Annotated in this window: 16 protein-coding genes; 8 read left to right on the top strand and 8 right to left on the bottom strand. The window is 56.7% G+C overall.

Features of this window, described 5'->3' with window-relative positions; translation table 11 throughout:
* Positions 1-54: 54 nt before the first annotated feature.
* The 4 genes from sstT to LCD46_19675 form a co-directional block, all read right to left on the bottom strand.
* Entirely contained in the window at positions 55-1,296 is a 1,242-nt protein-coding gene (gene sstT, locus LCD46_19690; GenBank protein ID UOY70233.1) for a serine/threonine transporter SstT, read from the bottom strand.
* 210 nt (positions 1,297-1,506) lie between these two features.
* Complete coding sequence (locus LCD46_19685; protein UOY70232.1) at positions 1,507-2,472, bottom strand: TerC family protein; 966 nt, start codon at positions 2,470-2,472, stop codon at positions 1,507-1,509.
* A gap of 252 nt (positions 2,473-2,724) precedes the next feature.
* Complete coding sequence (locus LCD46_19680) at positions 2,725-3,723, bottom strand: Gfo/Idh/MocA family oxidoreductase (GenBank protein ID UOY70231.1); 999 nt, start codon at positions 3,721-3,723, stop codon at positions 2,725-2,727.
* Positions 3,724-3,793: 70 nt separating this feature from the next.
* Positions 3,794-4,297, bottom strand: a complete 504-nt coding sequence (locus LCD46_19675; protein ID UOY70230.1) for a M48 family metallopeptidase — start codon at positions 4,295-4,297, stop codon at positions 3,794-3,796.
* 82 nt (positions 4,298-4,379) lie between these two features.
* Here LCD46_19675 and rlmG point away from each other — a divergent pair, with 82 nt between their 5' ends.
* Positions 4,380-5,516: a 23S rRNA (guanine(1835)-N(2))-methyltransferase RlmG gene (rlmG, locus tag LCD46_19670; protein UOY70229.1), complete on the top strand. Its 1,137-nt coding sequence runs from the start codon at positions 4,380-4,382 to the stop codon at positions 5,514-5,516.
* Here the strand turns inward: rlmG and LCD46_19665 are convergent.
* The 3 genes from LCD46_19665 to lsrR form a co-directional block, all read right to left on the bottom strand.
* Positions 5,513-7,534: an NADPH-dependent 2,4-dienoyl-CoA reductase gene (locus LCD46_19665; GenBank protein ID UOY70228.1), complete on the bottom strand. Its 2,022-nt coding sequence runs from the start codon at positions 7,532-7,534 to the stop codon at positions 5,513-5,515. The genes rlmG and LCD46_19665 overlap by 4 nt on opposite strands.
* A gap of 165 nt (positions 7,535-7,699) precedes the next feature.
* Positions 7,700-9,292, bottom strand: a complete 1,593-nt coding sequence (gene lsrK / locus LCD46_19660) for an autoinducer-2 kinase (GenBank protein UOY70227.1) — start codon at positions 9,290-9,292, stop codon at positions 7,700-7,702.
* A 32-nt stretch (positions 9,293-9,324) separates the two neighbouring features.
* Positions 9,325-10,296 carry a transcriptional regulator LsrR gene (lsrR, locus tag LCD46_19655; protein ID UOY70226.1) on the bottom strand — a complete coding sequence of 324 codons (972 nt, stop codon included), beginning with the start codon at positions 10,294-10,296 and terminating at the stop codon, positions 9,325-9,327.
* A gap of 215 nt (positions 10,297-10,511) precedes the next feature.
* On the opposite strand from lsrR, the gene lsrA reads away from it, so the two are divergent.
* Genes lsrA through lsrG form a run of 6 tightly spaced genes read left to right on the top strand, consistent with a single transcriptional unit; the run spans position 10,512 to position 16,197 of the window.
* Positions 10,512-11,999: an autoinducer 2 ABC transporter ATP-binding protein LsrA gene (gene lsrA, locus LCD46_19650; GenBank protein ID UOY73008.1), complete on the top strand. Its 1,488-nt coding sequence runs from the start codon at positions 10,512-10,514 to the stop codon at positions 11,997-11,999.
* Positions 11,996-13,027 (top strand): autoinducer 2 ABC transporter permease LsrC, encoded by a 1,032-nt coding sequence (gene lsrC / locus LCD46_19645; protein UOY70225.1) that lies wholly within the window; start codon positions 11,996-11,998, stop codon positions 13,025-13,027. Before lsrA ends, lsrC begins: the two co-directional genes overlap by 4 nt.
* On the top strand, positions 13,028-14,005 hold the full coding sequence (locus LCD46_19640) for an autoinducer 2 import system permease LsrD (GenBank protein UOY70224.1): 978 nt from the start codon (positions 13,028-13,030) through the stop codon (positions 14,003-14,005).
* Between the two features lies 1 nt (position 14,006).
* Entirely contained in the window at positions 14,007-15,008 is a 1,002-nt protein-coding gene (gene lsrB / locus LCD46_19635) for an autoinducer 2 ABC transporter substrate-binding protein LsrB (GenBank protein ID UOY70223.1), read from the top strand.
* 11 nt (positions 15,009-15,019) lie between these two features.
* The gene (lsrF, locus tag LCD46_19630) at positions 15,020-15,907 is read left to right on the top strand and encodes a 3-hydroxy-5-phosphonooxypentane-2,4-dione thiolase (GenBank protein UOY70222.1); all 888 of its coding nucleotides are present in this window, start codon (positions 15,020-15,022) and stop codon (positions 15,905-15,907) included.
* Positions 15,904-16,197, top strand: coding sequence for a (4S)-4-hydroxy-5-phosphonooxypentane-2,3-dione isomerase (gene lsrG / locus LCD46_19625; GenBank protein ID UOY70221.1), 294 nt, complete (start codon positions 15,904-15,906; stop codon positions 16,195-16,197). The genes lsrF and lsrG overlap by 4 nt, the downstream gene beginning before the upstream one ends.
* 36 nt (positions 16,198-16,233) lie before the next feature.
* Here the strand turns inward: lsrG and ygjG are convergent, their stop codons facing one another.
* Positions 16,234-17,613 carry a putrescine aminotransferase gene (gene ygjG / locus LCD46_19620; GenBank protein ID UOY70220.1) on the bottom strand — a complete coding sequence of 460 codons (1,380 nt, stop codon included), beginning with the start codon at positions 17,611-17,613 and terminating at the stop codon, positions 16,234-16,236.
* 435 nt (positions 17,614-18,048) lie between these two features.
* Between ygjG and LCD46_19615 the strand changes: the two genes are divergently transcribed.
* On the top strand, positions 18,049-19,569 hold the full coding sequence (locus tag LCD46_19615) for a methyl-accepting chemotaxis protein (protein ID UOY70219.1): 1,521 nt from the start codon (positions 18,049-18,051) through the stop codon (positions 19,567-19,569).
* Positions 19,570-19,822 lie beyond the last annotated feature (253 nt).

The raw sequence follows: 19,822 nt of genomic DNA, 5'->3' as shown, positions 1-19,822 counted from the left end.
CGGGGAGAGGGTACAAACACTAAAAACGGCAACCTCAGGGTTGCCGTTTTGCTGTTAACCTCGCAGGGCGTTCTTCGCTAAACGCGCGTCTTCCGCCTGACAGGCCGCTGCGGTGAACAGCACGTCGGTAGAGGAGTTCAGCGCGGTTTCGCAGGAGTCCTGCAGCACGCCGATAATAAAGCCGACGGCCACAACCTGCATGGCAATCTCATTCGGGATACCGAACATATTACAGGCCAGCGGGATCAACAGCAGTGAACCGCCCGCCACGCCGGATGCGCCACAGGCACACAGCGACGCCACCACGCTCAACAGCAGTGCGGTTGGCAGATCCACCGGAATACCCAGCGTATTCACCGCCGCCAGCGTCAGGACGGTGATGGTGATGGCCGCACCCGCCATGTTCACGGTGGCGCCCAGTGGGATTGATACGGAATAGGTATCGCGATCCAGGTTCAGTTTCTCCGCCAGCGCCATGTTCACCGGGATGTTCGCTGCCGAACTACGGGTGAAGAAGGCGTAGACGCCGCTTTCACGCAGACAGGTCAGTACCAGCGGATACGGGTTGCGGCGGATCTGCCAGAACACCAGCAGCGGGTTGATCACCAGTGCCACCAGCAGCATACAGCCAACCAGAACGACCAGCAGCTGCGCGTAGCCCCACAGCGCGTCAAAGCCGGTGGTTGCGAGCGTGGAGGAGACCAGACCGAAGATCCCGATTGGCGCAAAACGAATCACCAGTTTCACCATGAAGGTCACGGCGTTGGACATATCGTTGACCAGATTTTTGGTGGTGTCGTTACCGTGACGCAGCGCAAAGCCCAGACCAATCGCCCAGACCAGGATGCCGATGTAGTTTCCGCTCATCAGCGCCGTGATTGGGTTGGATACCATGCTCATCAGCAGACCGCGCAGCACTTCCACAATCCCGGATGGCGGTGTGATATCGCCAGCGGCGCTGGTCAGATGCAGCGTGGACGGGAAGAGGAAGCTAAACACAACGGCTGTTAATGCAGCAGAGAAGGTACCCAGAAGATACAGGAACAGAATAGGGCGAATGTTGGTTTTTTGTCCGTGCTGATGGTTGGCAATCGACGCCATAACCAGCATAAGAACCAGTACCGGCGCGACGGCTTTCAGTGCGCCAACGAAAAGCGTACCAAGTAATCCCGTTGCTTCTGCTGCAGGCTTTGACACCATCGCCAGCAGAATACCCAGTACCAGTCCTGTCAGAATTTGTTTTACAAGACTCCCCTGCGCCAGGCGCGCAAAAAGCCCAGTTGATTGTGTGCTCATACATAATTCCTGAGTGAGATTGTGTTCCATCCTGGATGTGCTCTAAGTCACATTTATGTCCAGATGTAAGTAAATGTTTGCCTGGTTGAGTATAGGGAAACCGCATCTGGAGGGAAGCGTAAAATGCTGGATTTTACGTGTTGCGTCATGTTTTTTAACTATTAGTTAACGAGAATGCCCGGTAAGCGCAGCGCTACCGGGCAAAACACACTAAACCTGCTGCTTTCTATCGTGCTGGCGGTTAACCCAGGTATTGATAATCAGCGTCACGTTCAGAATGCCAAACACCACGCCGAGCGAAATGGCGATCGGGATATGGTAGAAATCGACAATCAGCATCTTGATACCGATAAATACCAGGATCACCGACAGGCCGTACTTCAGCATTGAGAAGCGCTCCGCCGCGCCCGCCAGCAGGAAGTACATGGCACGCAGGCCAAGAATGGCGAACAGGTTAGAGGTCAGAACGATAAACGGGTCAGTGGTCACGGCGAAGATAGCCGGGATACTGTCTACCGCGAAAATCACGTCACTCAGCTCCACCAGAATCAGCACCAGCAGCAGCGGGGTGGCAAACAGCAGGCCGTTCTTACGTACAAAGAAATGCTCACTCTCGATCTTGTCGGTCATGCGCAGATGACCACGGATCCACTTCACCAGCGGGCGATCGCCAATCGCTGAGCCATCTTCTTTTGCCAGAGCCATTTTGACCCCGGTGAACAGCAGGAACGCACCGAAGACATACAGCAGCCATTCAAACTGCGTAATCAGCCAGCTACCGGCGAAGATCATGATGGTACGCAGAACGATCGCGCCCAGCACGCCATAGACCAGCACGCGGCGCTGCAGGGCTGCAGGCACGGCAAAGTAGCTGAACAGCATCAGCCAGACGAAGACGTTATCAACCGCCAGGGCTTTTTCAATCAGATAACCGGTGAGGAAGGCGAGCGCTTGAGGATCTGCCACCGCACGGCCTTCAGTCGAGGCCAGATACCACCAAAAGGCAGCACAGAAGAGCAGGGAGAGGGTAACCCACACCAGCGACCAGACGGCAGCCTGTTTCATGGTCATGCCGTGTTCGCCACGACGCCCCTGCAAAAAGAGGTCGATCGCCAGCATGATGAGCACGACAACCGCGAATCCGCCCCACAACATTGGAGTGCCGACAGAATGCATACTATTTTCCTTACACATAAAAAAACAAAAACGGCTATGGTCAGAAGACGATAGCCGTTAGCTTTTTATGCATAGACCTCGCCTTCCGGCAAGGTCTCACTTACAACCACGAGGGTTGCCCGGCGACCGGATGCGGTATTGCACGCATCGTAATGACGATCCACCGGCAAGGAAGTTACTCCCCTTTGCGGGTAACAAAATATGTCAGACCATCGGTTTCGTCAATGGTTGACAGGGTTTCATTACACAGCTTTACGCGATAGCTTCTGCGCTCACGTCATCTGCCGGGAAGACCACGCCAGTCTGACGGCGGATCTCCGTTTGCAGTTTCGCCGTGGTGCGACTGACCGCGAGTCCAGGGTGGTTCACTTCGTTGTCTTCGACCAGACGGGCAAAGACCTCTGCCTCATAGAGCATAGTGTTAATATGCTGAGGCTGCGTCAGCTCTTGCGCTTTACCGCCGCGCGGGACAAAGCTCAGCCTCTGACACTCAGAAATTTTTTCGATAACCAGCGATCCCGCTTCACCCTGAATTTCACTTGGCAGCACAGAATCACTCACTTTTGAATGTTGCAGCGTGACGCTGAAATCCCCGTAATCCAGCGTCACTACGCCGTGCGCATCTACGCCGCTTTCCAGCAGGCTGGCTTGTGCACTGACGCTGTGTGGCTCGCCCCACAGTGCCACGGCGGAAGCCAGGCAGTAGAAACCGATATCCATAATCGAGCCGTTAGAGAAGGCCGGGTTGAAGGTGTTCGGGTTCTCGCCGTCGAGGTAACGCTGATAGCGAGATGAGTACTGGCAGTAGTTAATAAAGGCTTTACGCACTTTGCCAATTTTCGGCAGGGACTGCTGCAACAGCAGGAAGTTCGGCAGGCTGGCGGTTTTGAACGCTTCGAACAGCACCACCTGGTTTTCGCGGGCAAGCGCAATGGCGGCTTCCACTTCCTGAATATTCGAGGCCAGCGGCTTCTCGCAAATCACATGCTTTTTATGGCTGAGGAACAGCCTGGTTTGCGGGAAGTGCAGGGAGTTCGGGCTGGCAATATAGACCGCGTCAATGGCATCGCTTTGCGCCATCTCGTCGAGCGAGGTGAACAGATGTTCGACCAGGTAATCGTTCGCGAAGGTCTGCGCCTGCTCGAGGCTGCGGGAATAGACTGCGGTGAGTTTATATTTGCCGGTTTCGTGGGCGGCGTCGACGAACTGGCGTGTGATCCAGTTCGTTCCAATGACTGCGAAACGTATCATAAACGTTTACGTACTCCGTAGCTGGGAACCTTTAGCCACTGTAGCACGTCATCATGACAATTCGCGTGCGCTACTGCGCATTACCCTTTAACGATAAATGCGTAAGCCACAAACGGGTATCAAACTCCAGCTGATGGTACTGCGGCTCCATGTGGCAGCACAGGGAATAGAAGGCTTTGTCGTGCTCTTTCTCTTTCAGATGCGCCAGTTCGTGCACCACGATCATTCGCAGGAACGCTTCCGGCGCGTTACGAAATACGGTCGCAACCCGGATCTCCGCTTTGGCTTTCAGCTTGCCGCCCTGCACGCGGGAGATGGCGGTATGCAGACCAAGCGCGTTTTTCAGCACGTGGATCTTGTTATCGTACATTACCTTGTTGATCGGCGGCGCGCTCTTCAGATACCGGCTTTTCAGATCCTGCGTATACTGCCAGAGGGCTTTGTCGGTCGTGAAATCGTGGGTCCCGGGGTAGCGTTTTTCCAGCACCGCGCCGAGCTTCTGCCCGGCAATCAGGCTGCGAACCTGAGAAAGTAAATGCTCCGGGTAGCCCTGGAGATAAGTAAGTTGGTTCATCAACGCCCCAAATCGACAATAAAACGGTATACTCACGCACCCTTTTCAGGGATACGCCAAATTTTACCATTCAGGAGGGCCGATGAGCCACTTAGACAACGGTTTCCGTTCACTCAACCTTAAACGTTTCCCGGAAACGGACGACGTTAACCCACTTCAGGCGTGGGAAGCGGCAGATGAATATCTGCTGCAGCAGTTGGATGACACTGAAATCAGCGGCCCGGTTTTGATCCTGAATGATGCGTTTGGCGCGCTGGGCTGTGCGCTGGCGGAACATACGCCATACAGCATCGGTGATTCCTATTTAAGCGAGCTGGCGACGCGTGAGAACCTGCGTCATAACGACATCGAAGAATCCAGCGTGAAGTTCCTCGACAGCACTGCGGACTACCCGCAGGCACCTGGCGTGGTGCTGATTAAAGTACCCAAAACCATGGCGTTGCTTGAGCAACAACTGCGTGCGCTGCGTAAAGTCGTCACGCCAGAAACCCGCATCATTGCGGGGGCCAAAGCGCGTGATATTCACACCTCGACGCTGGAGCTGTTTGAGAAAGTGCTTGGCCCAACCACGACCACGCTGGCGTGGAAAAAAGCGCGTCTGATCAACTGTACCTTCAGTGCACCGGAGCTGGCTGATGCGCCAGAGACGCTGAGCTGGAAGCTGGAAGGAACCGACTGGACTATCTACAACCACGCGAACGTCTTCTCCCGCACCGGTCTGGATATCGGGGCGCGTTTCTTTATCGAACATCTGCCGGAAAATCTGGAAGGCGAAATTGTAGACCTGGGCTGCGGTAACGGCGTAATTGGCCTGACGCTGCTGGCGAAAAACCCGCAAGCCAGCGTGGTGTTCAGCGATGAATCGCCAATGGCGGTGGCTTCCAGTCGTCTGAACGTAGAAACCAACATGCCAGAGGCGCTGGATCGCTGCGAGTTTATGATCAACAACGCGCTGTCGGGTGTGGAGCCTTTCCGCTTCAATGCCGTTCTGTGTAACCCGCCGTTCCACCAGAAGCACGCCCTGACGGACAACGTCGCCTGGGAGATGTTCCACCACGCGCGCCGTTGCCTGAAAATTAACGGCGAGCTGTACATCGTAGCGAACCGCCATCTGGACTACTTCCACAAGCTGAAGAAGATTTTCGGTAACTGCACCACGATTGCCACCAACAACAAATTCGTGGTGCTGAAATCCGTGAAGCTGGGTCGTCGTCGCTAAATCTTCAGTGCCAGCTGGGTGCCCTGCGCAATTGCGCGCCGTGCATCCAGCTCCATCGCCACATCACATCCGCCAATCAAATGCACCGTTTTGCCCGCTTCACGCAGCGGATCGGCCAGATCGCGCTTCGGTTCCTGCCCGGCACATAAAATCACATGATCAACCTGCAGCAGCTGCGGTTCACCGCCGATCAGCACGTGCAGCCCCTCATCATCGATCTTCTGATAAGTGACCGCCGGGATCATCTTCACGCCGCGAGAGAGCAGGGTGGCGCGATGGATCCAGCCGGTGGTTTTGCCCAGCCCTTCGCCTGGTTTGCTGGCTTTACGCTGCAACATCACGATCTGACGCGGGCTTTTGGGGAGTTGCTGCCCTTCAGGGCGTAACCCACCGGACTGATTCAGGCTGGTGTCGATGCCCCATTCCACGCAAAACTCGGCAATATTCTGGCTGGTTGCTTCTCCCGGCTGGCTTAAATACATCGCGGTATCAAAACCGATCCCGCCGCAGCCGATAATCGCTACCTTTTCGCCGACCGGTACTTTGTCACGCAATACATCCAGGTAGCTCAACACTTTCGGATGATCGACGCCCTCGATCGCCGGTGTACGCGGGGCGATCCCGCTCGCCAGGATCACTTCGTCAAAATCCATCAGATCGTCTGCCTTCACAAACTGGTTAAGACGCAGATCGACCCCTGTGAGTTCGATCATCCGGCGGTAGTAGCGCAGAGTTTCATAGAACTCCTCTTTGCCGGGGATCTGTTTGGCGATATTAAACTGTCCGCCGATCTCCGTTGCGGCATCAAACAGCGTCACGCTATGTCCCCGTGAGGCGGCATTCACCGCGAATGCCAGCCCTGCCGGACCCGCGCCGACCACGGCGAGGCGTTTTTGGTTGACCACCGGTACGACGGGCATTTTGGTTTCGTGGCAGGCGCGTGGGTTGACGAGACAAGAGGTGACTTTGCCGACGAAGATCTGATCCAGACACGCCTGGTTACAGCCGATGCAGGTGTTGATCTCATCCGCGCGGCCGCTCTGCGCTTTGGACAGCAGTTCGGCATCGGCCAGGAACGGACGTGCCATCGACACCATATCGGCATCACCGCGTGAAATAACATCGTCCGCTACCTGCGGATCGTTAATACGGTTGGTGGTCACCAGCGGAATAGAGACTTTTCCTTTCAGCTTGCGCGTCACCCAGCTGAATGCCGCGCGCGGTACCGGCGTGGCGATGGTCGGAATGCGGGCTTCGTGCCAGCCGATGCCGGTGTTAATGATGGTTGCACCTGCGGCTTCAATCGCCTGTGCCAGTTGCACGGTTTCGTCTAATGTTCCACCGCCCTCCACCAGATCGAGCATCGACAGGCGGAAGACGATAATAAAATCAGCGCCCGCACGTTCACGCACGGCGCGCACCACTTCCACCGCAAAGCGCATGCGGCGGGCATAATCGCCACCCCATTCGTCGTCACGGTGGTTAGTGCGGGCGGCGAGGAATTCGTTAATCAGGTAGCCTTCTGAACCCATCACCTCGACGCCATCGTAGCCCGCTTCACGTGCCAGCGCGGCGCAGCGGGCAAAGTCATCAATCAGCGCCAGGATCTCGTCGTGGCTGAGGGCATGCGGTTTGAAGCGGTTAATGGGAGCCTGAATCGCCGAGGGTGCGACCAGATTCGGTTGATAGCTGTAGCGGCCGGTATGCAGGATTTGCAGGGCGATTTTCCCGCCTTCATTGTGCACCGCATCGGTCACAATGCGGTGGTGAGGCAGCTGTGACACATCGTTCAACACCGCACCGCCCTCCATGCCGACGCCGGAAGGCGCAGGCGCGACGCCACCAGTAACAATCAGCGCCACCCCGTGCCGGGCACGCTCGGCGTAGAAGGCCGCGAGACGTTCAGCCCCGTCCGGATGCTCTTCCAGACCGGTGTGCATAGAGCCCATTAACACGCGGTTTTTGAGCGTTGTGAACCCCAGATCAAGGGGGGCGAATAGCGACGGGTAGCGGCTCATAGTGTCTTCCAGTGTAAAATTATTGTTATGTGGTCGGATGAGTTACTAATTTAGCCAGCGTCAGCAGAAAGGTAAAAGCGGGATCAAATGATTGTGATAGAACTCAAAGAACTTCCCCGGTGGCGCTGCGCTTACCGGGGCTACAAAACTTAATCTCCCTCTCCCTCAGGGAGAGGGCCGGGGGGAGGGGGAGCGCACCAGCCCCGGAGCCTGCCACATCGACGTCGTCAGCCCGCTGTCCACCAGCCCAAGCTGGTCGGCATACACCGCCTGCCACTTCTGCATCATGCCGTCGTACAAGTCGCGGTGTTCCGGGTTCGGCGTAAACTCCCGGCTCCACTTCACCAGCCGCTCGCCCGTTGAGGCCATATCTGCAAACAGTCCCGCCCCCGTTCCGGCCGCAATCGCACAGCCCAGTGCGGTGGCCTCTTTCACTTCCGGAACGCGTACCGGCAGCCCGGTGACGTCGCTTAAAATCTGGCTCCACAAGGCACCTTTCGCTCCCCCACCGGCGAAGACGAGGCTCTCAAACGTCACGCCGGAAAAACGCGAAATCTGTGCCAGATTGCAGGCCGAAACAATTGCGGCGTTCTCTTCCAGCGCACGGAACAGCGTCGCCTTGTTGCACTTTTCCGGGTCGATAGAGAGGTTAATAAACGACGGCGCAGCGTGATACCACTGCTTAAAATGCATGGCATCGGAGAAGATCGGCATCACCCCATGTGAGCCCGCAGGCACGCGGCTGGCCATCTCTTCCAGCAGGGTGTAGGTATCCATGCCCATCCGCTCGGCAATCAGTTTTTCCTCTGCGCAGAAGGCATCACGGAACCAGCGCATAGTAAGCCCGGTGAAGAAGCTGATTGACTCCGCCTGAACCATGCCAGGAATAACGTGTGGGTTTACGCGGATATTCATCTCAGGATCGGTTCGTACCTGCGGCAGGTTGACCACCTGTTGCCAGAACGTCCCGCCTAACACTGCCGTTTGCCCGGCGCGCACCACGCCCAGCCCCAGACACCCAAGCTGCACGTCACCACCGCCCATCACCACCGGCGTCCCTTCGCGCAGACCGCTCTGCTGTGCGGCGGCTTTGGCGATCGCGCCCAGCACGGTGCCGGTTTCTTTTACCGGGGAGAGGATATCGGCGCGTAGCCCGGCCATGTCCAGCAGTGCGGGTCGCCAGTCACGGGAGAACAGATCCAACATGCCGGTCGTGCCCGCGTTCGACGGATCTACCGCCAGCTCGCCGGAGAGCTTCGCCGCCAGCCAGTCGCTGATCATGGTGATGGTCGCCGCTTTGCGGTAGATATCCGGACGATGGTGCGCCAGCCACAGCAGGCGCGGCATGGCGCTCAGGGCCAGGGTCTGGCCGGAGACGTCATACACTTCGGATTCAAAACGGTCGTCGTGGATCTCTTTGAGTTCAGCCACCTCGCGGCTGGCGCGGGCGTCGACATTAGCGCAGGCCCAGATGGCTTCGCCGTTGCGATCATACAGAACTATTCCCTCGCGCATGGAGCAGCAGGCAACGGACTGAATATCCGCCGCGCTCAGTCGCGCGCGCTCCAGCGCCTGGCGAATGCATTGGCAGGTGAGCTGCCAGTTGGTGGCGAGGTCAAATTCCATCGAGCCCGGCACGTTCTCCACGCTCAGGTGTTTCCACTCGGCCTGGCCGACGGCAATCTGGTTGCCCTGCAAATCAAAAATAACGGCGCGAACGCTGCCTGTCCCTGCATCTAACGCTAAAAGGTAACTCATGAGCTTGCCTCGTGTCAGGCGCAGGGCTGCTCTTATCCGGCCAGAGCCAGCACCGCGCGGGCTGTCGTCTCTTCCGTCACCAGGCCATTGATACGGCGACCTTTCAGTGCGGCATAAATCGCATCGGCTTTCTCTTCACCTCCGGCCACGCCAACGATGGTGGGCAACTGCGCCAGTTCATCGAGCGTGACGCCCAGTAATTCTTTATGGATCTCCAGCTCCTCGACGCATTCCCCTTCGGCATTCAGGAAGTAACCGAGAATGTCCCCCACCGCGCCTTTGCGGGCATACATCAGCTGTTCGCCTTCGCTGATATAGCCAGAGCGCAAGATCGTCGCGTCACGGCGCTGGTTCACGGAACCAATTCCCACCACTGCTACATCAGCCGCCTTTGCGGCGAGGATCACGTCCCGCACGCTGGTTTCGCGTTTTAAGATCCCGGCAACAGAAGCGGATGAAACGCGAAGCGGGGCAGGGATCATGCTGACGCTACAGGCCGCATCGAGCTGGCCGATGCCGGTCATATACGGCCCGACACCACCGGAGAGCGTCACCAGACGGATCTGCTGCGAGCTAATAAAACCGCTTAAGTGCTGCAGGCTGCTCATGGTGGTTTCACCAAATCCCACCGCTAAAAGCTGTCCGGGTTCCAGCACGCCCATCAGCGACTGCGCGGCACCAATGCCCAGTCGGACGTTCATTGGCGGCGTATTCAGGGCAGGCATCACGCGCACCAGCTTGAGCCCAAAACGCTGCTGCAATTCGGTTTCCAGCGCCAGACAGCCCTCATAACGAGAGTTGATCTGCACGCGTATCACTCCGGACTGGCGGCCCTTTTCCAGCAGGCGCGAGATCTTCAGACGCGGCAATCCGAGCCGTTCGCCAATATCGTTCTGGGTCAATCCATCGTGGTAGTAACACCACGCCACGCGAGCCACCAGCTCCTCTTCCGCCAGCGCCAGCCCGGCAAACCGACCTTCTTCCGCAGTGCGTTTATCGCTCATAATTGAACTCTTATAAAAATTTAGATCATATGTTCGTGATGACGCGGGTGGAAAGTGTGAGCCGCGCGGCAAAACGGATCTTTTAGTTTGTTTCGGGTTTATCTGGATCTTAATCAATAAAACTGTGATCCCTGCACGGTTGTAAATATAGTTCACCGTCTACGCTTTTGAACATTATTAAATCTAAAAATCATTTGTTCAATGGCGGGGCGATGATGACCTTACTTCTCGAAGCGCGTGATATCTGCAAGCAATTCTCCGGCGTGCCGGTCTTAAAAGGCATTGATTTCACGCTGTTTGCGGGTCAGGTGCATGCGCTGATGGGCGGTAATGGCGCGGGGAAATCGACGCTGATGAAGATCATTGCCGGGGTGGAGACGCCGGACAGCGGTGAACTTTCGGTATCCGGACAGTCATTTGCGCGGCTTACCCCAGCGCAGGCACACAAGCTCGGCATTTATCTGGTGCCGCAGGAGCCATTGCTGTTTCCCAACCTGACGGTGCGGGAAAACATCCTTTTTCGCCTGCCGCGTGAACGCGATCTGGATAAACGCCTGGCGGAGAAACTTCGCCAGTTGCAGTGCCAGCTTAATCTGGATGCCACTGCCAGCACTCTGGAGGTGGCGGATCAACAGATGGTGGAGATCCTGCGCGGGCTAATGCGCAATGCGACGATCCTGATCCTGGATGAGCCAACGGCTTCGCTAACACCAGGGGAAACCGAGCGGCTGTTTCGCCAGATCCGTGCGTTGCAGGAGCTGGGCGTTGGCATTGTGTTTATCTCGCATAAATTGCCGGAGATCCGCCAGCTGGCGAGTTATGTTTCAGTGATGCGCGACGGTGCCATTGTGCTCAGCGGTGAAACGGCGCACTACGACGATAACGCCCTCATTGGTGCGATGACGCCGGTTAGCCGCGATAAAGAATTAAGCGACACCCAAAAGCTGTGGCTGGCGCTGCCGGGCAACCGGCGCACGCAGGCACAGGATTTTCCGGTGCTGCGTGTTGAAACACTGACCGGGGAAGGGTTTATCGACCTCAGCCTTGAGATTTACGCCGGGGAAATTGTCGGCCTTGCCGGGCTGGTGGGCTCCGGGCGTACCGAGTTTGCCGAAACCCTCTATGGCCTGCGCCCGGTGCGCGCAGGGCGTGTCTGGCTAGAAAACCAGGATATCAGCAGCGAGTCGGTATTTTCGCGACTGGATAAGGGGCTGGTGTATCTGCCGGAAGACCGGCAGGTTTCCGGGTTGTTCCTGGATGCGCCCGTTCGCTGGAACACGGTCGCCCTGAATGAACCGTCAATCTGGCAGCAGCGCAAGCGCGAAGCGGCGGTGGTGGAGCGTTATCACCGGGCGCTGGGGATCAAACTCAATGATGCAGACCAGACCGTGCGGACGCTCTCTGGCGGTAACCAGCAAAAGGTCTTGCTAGCACGCTGTCTGGAAGCCAACCCACTGCTGCTGATTGTGGATGAACCCACGCGCGGCGTGGATGTGTCGGCGCGAGCAGACATCTACCAGCTGATAAAAAGCGTTGCCGCGCAAAACGTCGCGGTGCTGATGATCTCAAGCGATCTCGATGAATTCCCTGGGCTGGCTGACCGTGTGCTGGTAATGCACCAGGGGATGCTCAGCGGGGAGCTGCCACGCCACGCCGTCAGCCTCGACAGAATGATGTCGCTGGCCTTCGGAGGACAATCATGAAGATGTTACTGAGAAACCGTGAGCTCAGCGCGCTGCTGGCGATCCTGGCGCTGTTTGCCGTGCTGGTGGCCCTTAACCCGGCCTATTTCAGTTTTCAGACGCTGGGAATGATCTTCGCCAGTTCGCAAATTCTGATCCTGCTGGCACTGGGCGCGGCGATGGTGATGCTGACCCGCAATATTGATGTCTCTGTGGGATCGACGGTGGGGTTGTGCGCCATTGCCGTGGGGGTGGCGCTCAACAGCGGTTACAGCCTGCCGGTGGCGATGCTGTTTGCGCTGACCATTGGCGCACTGGCAGGGGCATTTAACGGTTTACTGGTTGTCGGGCTACGCATCCCGGCGATTGTCGCCACGCTCGGTACGCTGGGATTGTATCGCGGGGCGATGCTGCTCTGGACGGGCGGAAAGTGGATTGAAGGGCTGCCGCCGCAGCTGAAATCCCTCTCTGAACCTGTCGCATTCGGTCTATCGCCGCTCGGTATGGTGGTACTGTTTTTCGCGGCGGCAGGGGCGTGGACGCTCTCGCGCACCGCCTTTGGTCGTGATTTTTATGCCGTAGGCGATAACCTGGCAGCCGCGCGCCAGCTGGGTGTGGCGGTGAATCGCACGCGGATGATCGCCTTCACGCTGAACGGCATGCTGGCGGCCTGTGCCGGGATTGTCTTTGCCGCGCAGATCGGTTTTGTGCCGAACCAGACCGGAAGCGGGCTGGAGATGAAAGCTATCGCCGCCTGCGTGCTCGGCGGTATTTCGCTTTTGGGTGGCACGGGCACGCTAATTGGCGCGTTACTTGGCGCCTTCTTCCTGACGCAAATCGACACCGTGCTGGTGTTGTTTAAGCTCCCGGCCTGGTGGAACGACTTTATTGCCGGGCTGGTGCTACTTGGCGTGCTGGTGCTCGACGGACGTCTGCGCCAGGCGCTGGCGCGCCATCAGCGGGCGCTGAAGTACAGCCGTTTCCAGCCGGGAAACAAAGGGGGAAAGCACGTCACCCCGTTTCCGAAACGCAAAAAAGAGGTGGCGTAAATGAAGCTTAACTGGGAAAGCACGCTGCTGATTTTACTGGTGCTGGAGATCCTGCTTTTTGGTGCCATCAACCCGCGTATGCTGGATATCAATATGTTGCTGTTCAGCACCAGCGATTTCATCTGCATTGGCATTGTGGCACTGCCGCTGACGCTGGTGATTATCAGCGGCGGGATCGATATCTCCCTCGGCTCGACCATTAGCCTGTGCGCCATCGCGCTGGGAGTGATGATGCAGTCGGGGTGGCCGATGGCGGTGGCAATTCCGCTGACCTTACTGCTCGGCCTGCTGTGCGGTTTATTCAACGCCGCGCTTATCCACTACACCGGCATTAGCCCACTGGTGATCACTCTCGGCACGCTCTACCTCTACGGCGGCGGGGCGCTACTGCTCTCCGGTATGGCGGGGGCGACGGGCTATGAGGGCATCGGTGGCTTCCCGGACAGCTTTACCGCATTCGCTAACCTCACACTTCTCGGCTTACCGGTTCCGCTGGTGCTGTTCGCGGCGATCACCGTTTTCTTCTGGCTGATTACCCATCGCGGGCGCTTTGGCCGTCATCTGTTTCTGATTGGGCAAAACCCACGCGCAGCGCGCTATGCGGCGCTGTCGGTCAACGGCATTCCGTACGCGCTGTATGGTCTGGTCGGGGTTGCCTCGGCGATTGCCGCGCTGGTGATGGTCTCCTATTTCGGTTCCGCGCGCTCGGATTTAGGGCGCGATTTACTGATGCCTGCGCTGACCGCCGCTGTACTTGGCGGGGCCAATATCTACGGCGGTTCAGGTTCGGTAATCGGTACTGCACTGGCGGCACTGTTGGTGGGGTATCTGCAACAGGGTTTACAGATGGTCGGCATCCCCAACCAGGTGTCGAGCGCGCTGTCAGGGGCGCTGTTGGTTGTGGTGGTGATGGGACGTTCGTTGAGTCTGCACCGTGAATGGGTGCGATCTCTCTTCACAAAACTACCCGGAGCGTAAGATGAAAACAAAACTGATAGTCCTGGCGATGGCCCTTAGCATCGCATCGGCGCAGGCGGCGGACCGCATTGCCTTTATCCCGAAACTGGTGGGCGTGGGTTTCTTCACCAGCGGCGGCAACGGTGCAAAAGAGGCGGGAAAAGATCTGGGTGTGGACGTCACCTACGATGGCCCGACCGAGCCAAGCGTCTCTGGCCAGGTGCAGCTCATCAATAACTTCGTTAACCAGGGCTATAACGCGATTATCGTCTCCGCCGTGTCACCGGATGGCCTTTGTCCGGCGCTGAAGCGCGCGATGCAGCGCGGCGTAAAAGTTCTGACCTGGGACTCCGACACCAAACCGGAGTGCCGCAGCATTTACATCAACCAGGGAACGCCGGAACAGCTTGGTGGCCTGCTGGTGGAGATGGCATCGAAGCAAGTGACGAAACCGAATGCCAAAGTGGCGTTCTTCTACTCCAGCCCTACCGTCACCGACCAGAACCAGTGGGTGAAAGAGGCGAAAGCCAAAATCGAGAAAGATCATCCTCAGTGGCAGATCGTCACCACACAGTTTGGCTATAACGATGCCACCAAATCCCTGCAAACCGCAGAGGGGATCTTAAAAGCGTATCCGGATCTGGATGCGATCATCGCCCCGGATGCCAACGCGTTGCCTGCGGCAGCGCAGGCGGCGGAAAACCTCAAGCGGGAGGGGGTGGCGATCGTTGGTTTTAGTACGCCGAACGTGATGCGTCCGTACGTTGAGCGCGGCACGGTGAAAGCCTTCGGTCTGTGGGATGTCGTGCAGCAAGGCAAAATTGCGGTCAATGTCGCCGATCGTTTGCTGAAAAAAGGCGATCTTAACGTTGGCGACAGCGTGGACGTAAAAAATATCGGGGCGCTGAAGGTCGAGCCGAACAGCGTGCAGGGCTACCAGTATGAAGCGAAGGGCAACGGCATTGTGCTGCTGCCGGAGCGTGTGGTGTTCACCAAAGAGAACATCAATAAATATGATTTCTGACGGGGGAGCAAATGGCTGATTTAGACGACATCAAAGACGGTAAAGATTTTGGCATTGGCACGCCGCAGCAGAACGTGCCGTTCACCCTGAAAGGCTGCGGCTCGCTGGACTGGGGCATGCAGTCCAGGCTGGCACGCATTTTCAACCCGAAAAGCAACCGCACGGTGATGCTGGCCTTTGATCACGGCTATTTCCAGGGGCCGACTACCGGTCTTGAGCGTATCGATCTTTCGATTGCCCCGCTGTTTGGTGAAACCGACGTGCTGATGTGCACCCGCGGTATCTTGCGGAGCACCGTACCTGCCGCGACGAACAAACCGGTGGTGCTGCGCGCCTCCGGCGGTAACTCGATTCTGGGTGAGCTCTCCAACGAGTGCGTGGCGGTAGCGATGGAAGACGCGCTGCGCCTGAACGTCTGCGCGGTGGCGGCGCAGGTATACATCGGCAGCGAGTTCGAGCATCAGTCGATCAACAACATCATCAAGCTTGTCGATGCGGGCGCGCGCTACGGCATGCCGACGCTGGCAGTGACGGGCGTGGGCAAGGAGATGGCGCGCGACGCACGCTATTTCTCGCTGGCCAGCCGCATTGCCGCAGAAATGGGGGCGCAGTTCGTCAAAACCTATTATGTGGACGAAGGCTTTGAAAAAGTGACCGCCAGCTGCCCGGTGCCGATCGTCATCGCCGGGGGCAAAAAACTGCCGGAGCACGAGGCGCTGGAGATGTGCTGGCGGGCTATCGACCAGGGCGCATCCGGTGTGGATATGGGACGCAATATCTTCCAGTCCAGCGCGCCGCTGGCGATGCTGAAAGCGGTGAAGAAAGTGGTTCACGAGAATATGAGCGCTCGGGAAGCGTTCCAGTTCTGGCAGGAAGAGAAACAGGGAGAAGCAAAATGAACGTGACGTTAGTGGAGATCAACATCAAGCCTGAACGGGTGGATGAGTTTCTGGAAGTATTTCGCGCCAACCATGAAGGGGCGATCCAGGAACCGGGGAACCTGCGTTTTGACGTATTACAGGATCCAAGGGTGAAAACCCGGTTCTTTATCTACGAAGCCTATAAAGACGAAGAGGCGGTGCTGGCGCACAAGCAAACGCCGCATTATCTGGCGTGCGTGGATAAGCTCGAGGAGTTGATGTCAGAGCCGCGCAAAAAACGCAGTTTTGTGGGTTTGTTACCGGAGTAAAAACTTTCCCCCTCCAACGGGGAGGGGGAATTCAGATCACGCTTCTTCCACGCTCACCCGCAGCGCTGCCAGCGCTTTACGCGCCGCTTTCAGCACCTGCTCACACTGCTCAATGGTCAGCGTCAACGGTGGTTCAACACGGATGGTTTTCGAGTTGTTGAGCGTCCCGGCCACCAGTACCCGCTGGCGGAACATCTCGCTTGCGAAGCTATAACCGATTTCGTTATCAACAAACTCAATTGCCATCAGCATCCCTTTGCCGCGTGCGTCCTGAACCAGATCCGGGTATTCCCGTCCTAACTGGCGGAAGCCGTCCAGCAGCATGTCACCTTTCTGCTCCGCCTGAGCAGGCAGGTTTTGATCCAGCAGCACGTTGATGGTCGCCAGCGCCGCTGCACAGGCCAGCGGATTACCGCCAAAGGTTGTGGTGTGCAGGAAGGGGTTTCCGAACAGCACAGAGAATACTTCCTCGGTAGCAACCGTCGCGCCAATCGGCATCACGCCGCCGCCGAGCGCTTTCGCAAGACACAGAATATCCGGCTGAACGTTCTCGTGCTCGCAGGCAAACATCTTGCCGGTACGCCCCATCCCGGTCTGGACTTCATCGAGGATCAGTAGTGCGCCAAACTCATCGCACAGCTGACGCACGGCAGGCAGATAACCCTGCGGAGGGAGGATCACACCGCCTTCACCCTGAATCGGCTCCAGGATCACCGCCGCCACGTCATCACCGGTTTTACGGCATTCGCTCAGCACGGTGCGCATAGCGTTAATGTCACCAAACGGCACGTGGCGGAAGCCCGGCAGCAGCGGCATAAACGGTTTACGGAAGGTGGATTTAGCGGTAGCAGACAGTGCACCCAAAGATTTACCGTGGAACGCGCCGCTGGTGGCGATAAAGGTGAATTTCCCGCGCGGCGACTGGTACGCTTTGGCGAGTTTAATCGCCGCTTCGACCGATTCCGTGCCGCTGTTGCTAAAGAAGCTGTACTTCAGTTTGCCGGGCGTTAAGGCCGCCAGCGTTTTCGCGAGCATGGCGCGAAGCGGGTCGAGCAGTTCCTGGCTATGGAGAGGTTGTTTCGCAAGTTGATTCTGTACGGCGGAAACCACAACTGGATTACGGTGCCCCACGTTGAAGATACCAAAACCACCAAGGCAATCGATAAACTCCTGTCCCTGGGTGTCGACAAGCGTGTTCAGACTCCCCGCTTGCCACTCTACGGCTCCGTAATCCCCGCCGGCGGTAACAGATTTGCGATACTCCAGAAAACCTGGATTGACGTGCTCTTTAAAGTAATCGATGACCTCTCGGTTAAGTTGTTTCATCTCCTCATGATCAAGCGTTCGCTTCTCAATGAGATTCAATGCGTGCGCGGTACAGGCAAGAGCCGAGGCGCTGGAAGGTAACCTGTTCAAAATGTGCTCCCGGGGATCGCGTATCACATGATACTGCGTTAAGTATTGCAGGGATTACGCCACTTCAGCTGACTTAACGAAAATCGGGATAAACGCCAGGTTAAAATTATGTTGCACAATATTTAATCATGCCGATACAACCGAAACGGGATTTCGCTATCCATGGCAGCGAGCTTAAAAAGACGCGGGAAAAGGCAATCGCACCAAAGTGGGGCATTTGCTGCTACTTAAGTGGGCGTTAACACATCATGCTTTGCAGGTAATTTCTTTGCGAAAGTATTTGAAATCAATGAATTATAAAATCTCACAAAAAGTGCGGTTTAAGTGAAATCTGCGATCTCTATCAAGTTTAACAACTAAAGATAAATTGTTTACCGCCGAAAAAACATAAATCCACAAAATTAACATTCAAATAACCTGCAAGGGATGCTCACGATGTCTTCTCCAATCTATGTCAGCCAGAATGAATATCCTCTGGATGATGACACCACCTTAATGTCTACCACAGACATCCATAGCTACATTACACACGCTAACGACACGTTTGTGCAGGTGAGCGGTTATGAGCTCGACGCGCTGACGGGCCAGCCGCACAATATGGTGCGCCACCCGGATATGCCAAAGGCGGCATTTGCCGATATGTGGTACACCCTGCAACAGGGCGAGCCGTGGAGCGGGATTGTCAAAAACCGACGTAAAAACGGCGACCACTACTGGGTTCGTGCTAACGCAGTGCCGATGGTGCGTCACGGGCAGGTGACGGGCTATATGTCCATCCGCACCAGAGCCACGGAACAAGAGATTGCCACCGTGGAGCCTCTCTACCGGGCGCTGAATGACGGAAGCTGTAAGAAACGTATTCATAAAGGGCTGGTGGTACGTAAAGGCTGGTTGGGGAAACTCCCGGCAATGCCGCTGCGCTGGCGCGTTCGCAGCGTGATGGCGGCGCTTTTTGCTGTGCTCGCGGCCACGCTGGTCACGACTTCCGCAGGCTGGATACCGATCGCGGCGGCTGCGGTGGTGATGCTGCTGGGAACGCTGATGTTTGAGCAGCAGATTGTCCGTCCGGTAGAGAATGTGGCGCGCCAGGCGTTGAAAGTGGCGACCGGTGAGCGCAACAGCGTACAGCACCTGAACCGCAGCGACGAACTGGGGCTCACCTTGCGTGCGGTAGGACAACTGGGGCTGATGTGCCGCTGGTTAATCAATGACGTATCAAGCCAGGTGGTGAGCGTGCGCGATGGTAGCGACAAGCTTGCGCAGGGTAATGAAGATTTGAACGATCGCACGCGCCAGACCGTAGCGAATGTACAGCAGACCGTCGCGACAATGAACCAGATGGCGGCTTCTGTTCAGAGTAACTCTGAAACCGCCGCAGAAGTGGACAAACTTTCCGTGGCCGCAAGCAGTGCGGCAACGAAGGGGGGGAATGCGATGCAGACCGTGGTGAAAACCATGGATGATATCGCCGACAGCACGCAGCGCATTGGTTCGATTACCTCCTTGATTAATGACATCGCTTTCCAGACCAATATTCTGGCGCTCAACGCGGCGGTTGAAGCAGCAAGGGCGGGTGAACAGGGCAAAGGTTTTGCTGTGGTCGCGGGCGAAGTTCGCCATCTCGCCAGCCGCAGCGCCAGTGCGGCTAATGATATTCGTAAGCTTATTGATGCCAGCGCCAGCAAGGTGCAGTCCGGCTCTGAACAGGTTCACGCCGCAGGCCGTACAATGGATGACATCGTTGAGCAGGTGAAAAACGTGACCCAGCTTATTGCCCAGATTAGCCACGCGACCTCCGAGCAGGCAACTGGATTGTCTGAGTTAACCCGTGCCGTGGCAGAGCTGGACAGCATCACGCAGAAAAACGCCGACCTGGTCGAGGAAAGCGCGCACATTTCCGCCATGGTGAAACACCGCGCCGGACGTCTTAAGGATGCGGTGACGGTTCTCCATTGAGTGAGTCATGTTCCAGTAAAGCCGTTTATTCCTTACGGAATAAACGGCTTTATTATTTGAGGTTGTAATTATTGATGTGTTTTATTGTTAATTTAATATTAAATAACTAAAAAAATCATCTCAGTTATTTATTCCTGCCTAAGCCAATTTTCCACGATGCTATTTTGAAAAAGCCTCATCCGATGGTTGAGTAACGATCGATGGGGCATTATTAATAGCCTCTACCTATCTATTGTGATGGTTATGAAATAAA

Source organism: Enterobacter ludwigii (assembly GCA_023023105.1).
Taxonomy (GTDB): domain Bacteria; phylum Pseudomonadota; class Gammaproteobacteria; order Enterobacterales; family Enterobacteriaceae; genus Enterobacter; species Enterobacter adelaidei.
The sequence above is the reverse complement of the archived record's forward strand: the minus strand, read 5'-3'. Positions and strand labels throughout refer to the sequence as shown.

Excerpts from the sequence above, each read along its gene's own strand:
- sstT (UOY70233.1), bottom strand. The coding sequence starts at position 1,296 with ATGAGCACACAATCAACTGGGCTTTTTGCGCGCCTGGCGCAGGGGAGT.
- LCD46_19685 (UOY70232.1), bottom strand. The coding sequence starts at position 2,472 with ATGCATTCTGTCGGCACTCCAATGTTGTGGGGCGGATTCGCGGTTGTC.
- LCD46_19680 (UOY70231.1), bottom strand. The coding sequence starts at position 3,723 with ATGATACGTTTCGCAGTCATTGGAACGAACTGGATCACACGCCAGTTC.
- LCD46_19675 (UOY70230.1), bottom strand. The coding sequence starts at position 4,297 with ATGAACCAACTTACTTATCTCCAGGGCTACCCGGAGCATTTACTTTCT.
- rlmG (UOY70229.1), top strand. The coding sequence starts at position 4,380 with ATGAGCCACTTAGACAACGGTTTCCGTTCACTCAACCTTAAACGTTTC.
- LCD46_19665 (UOY70228.1), bottom strand. The coding sequence starts at position 7,534 with ATGAGCCGCTACCCGTCGCTATTCGCCCCCCTTGATCTGGGGTTCACA.
- lsrK (UOY70227.1), bottom strand. The coding sequence starts at position 9,292 with ATGAGTTACCTTTTAGCGTTAGATGCAGGGACAGGCAGCGTTCGCGCC.
- lsrR (UOY70226.1), bottom strand. The coding sequence starts at position 10,296 with ATGAGCGATAAACGCACTGCGGAAGAAGGTCGGTTTGCCGGGCTGGCG.
- lsrA (UOY73008.1), top strand. The coding sequence starts at position 10,512 with ATGACCTTACTTCTCGAAGCGCGTGATATCTGCAAGCAATTCTCCGGC.
- lsrC (UOY70225.1), top strand. The coding sequence starts at position 11,996 with ATGAAGATGTTACTGAGAAACCGTGAGCTCAGCGCGCTGCTGGCGATC.
- LCD46_19640 (UOY70224.1), top strand. The coding sequence starts at position 13,028 with ATGAAGCTTAACTGGGAAAGCACGCTGCTGATTTTACTGGTGCTGGAG.
- lsrB (UOY70223.1), top strand. The coding sequence starts at position 14,007 with ATGAAAACAAAACTGATAGTCCTGGCGATGGCCCTTAGCATCGCATCG.
- lsrF (UOY70222.1), top strand. The coding sequence starts at position 15,020 with ATGGCTGATTTAGACGACATCAAAGACGGTAAAGATTTTGGCATTGGC.
- lsrG (UOY70221.1), top strand. The coding sequence starts at position 15,904 with ATGAACGTGACGTTAGTGGAGATCAACATCAAGCCTGAACGGGTGGAT.
- LCD46_19615 (UOY70219.1), top strand. The coding sequence starts at position 18,049 with ATGTCTTCTCCAATCTATGTCAGCCAGAATGAATATCCTCTGGATGAT.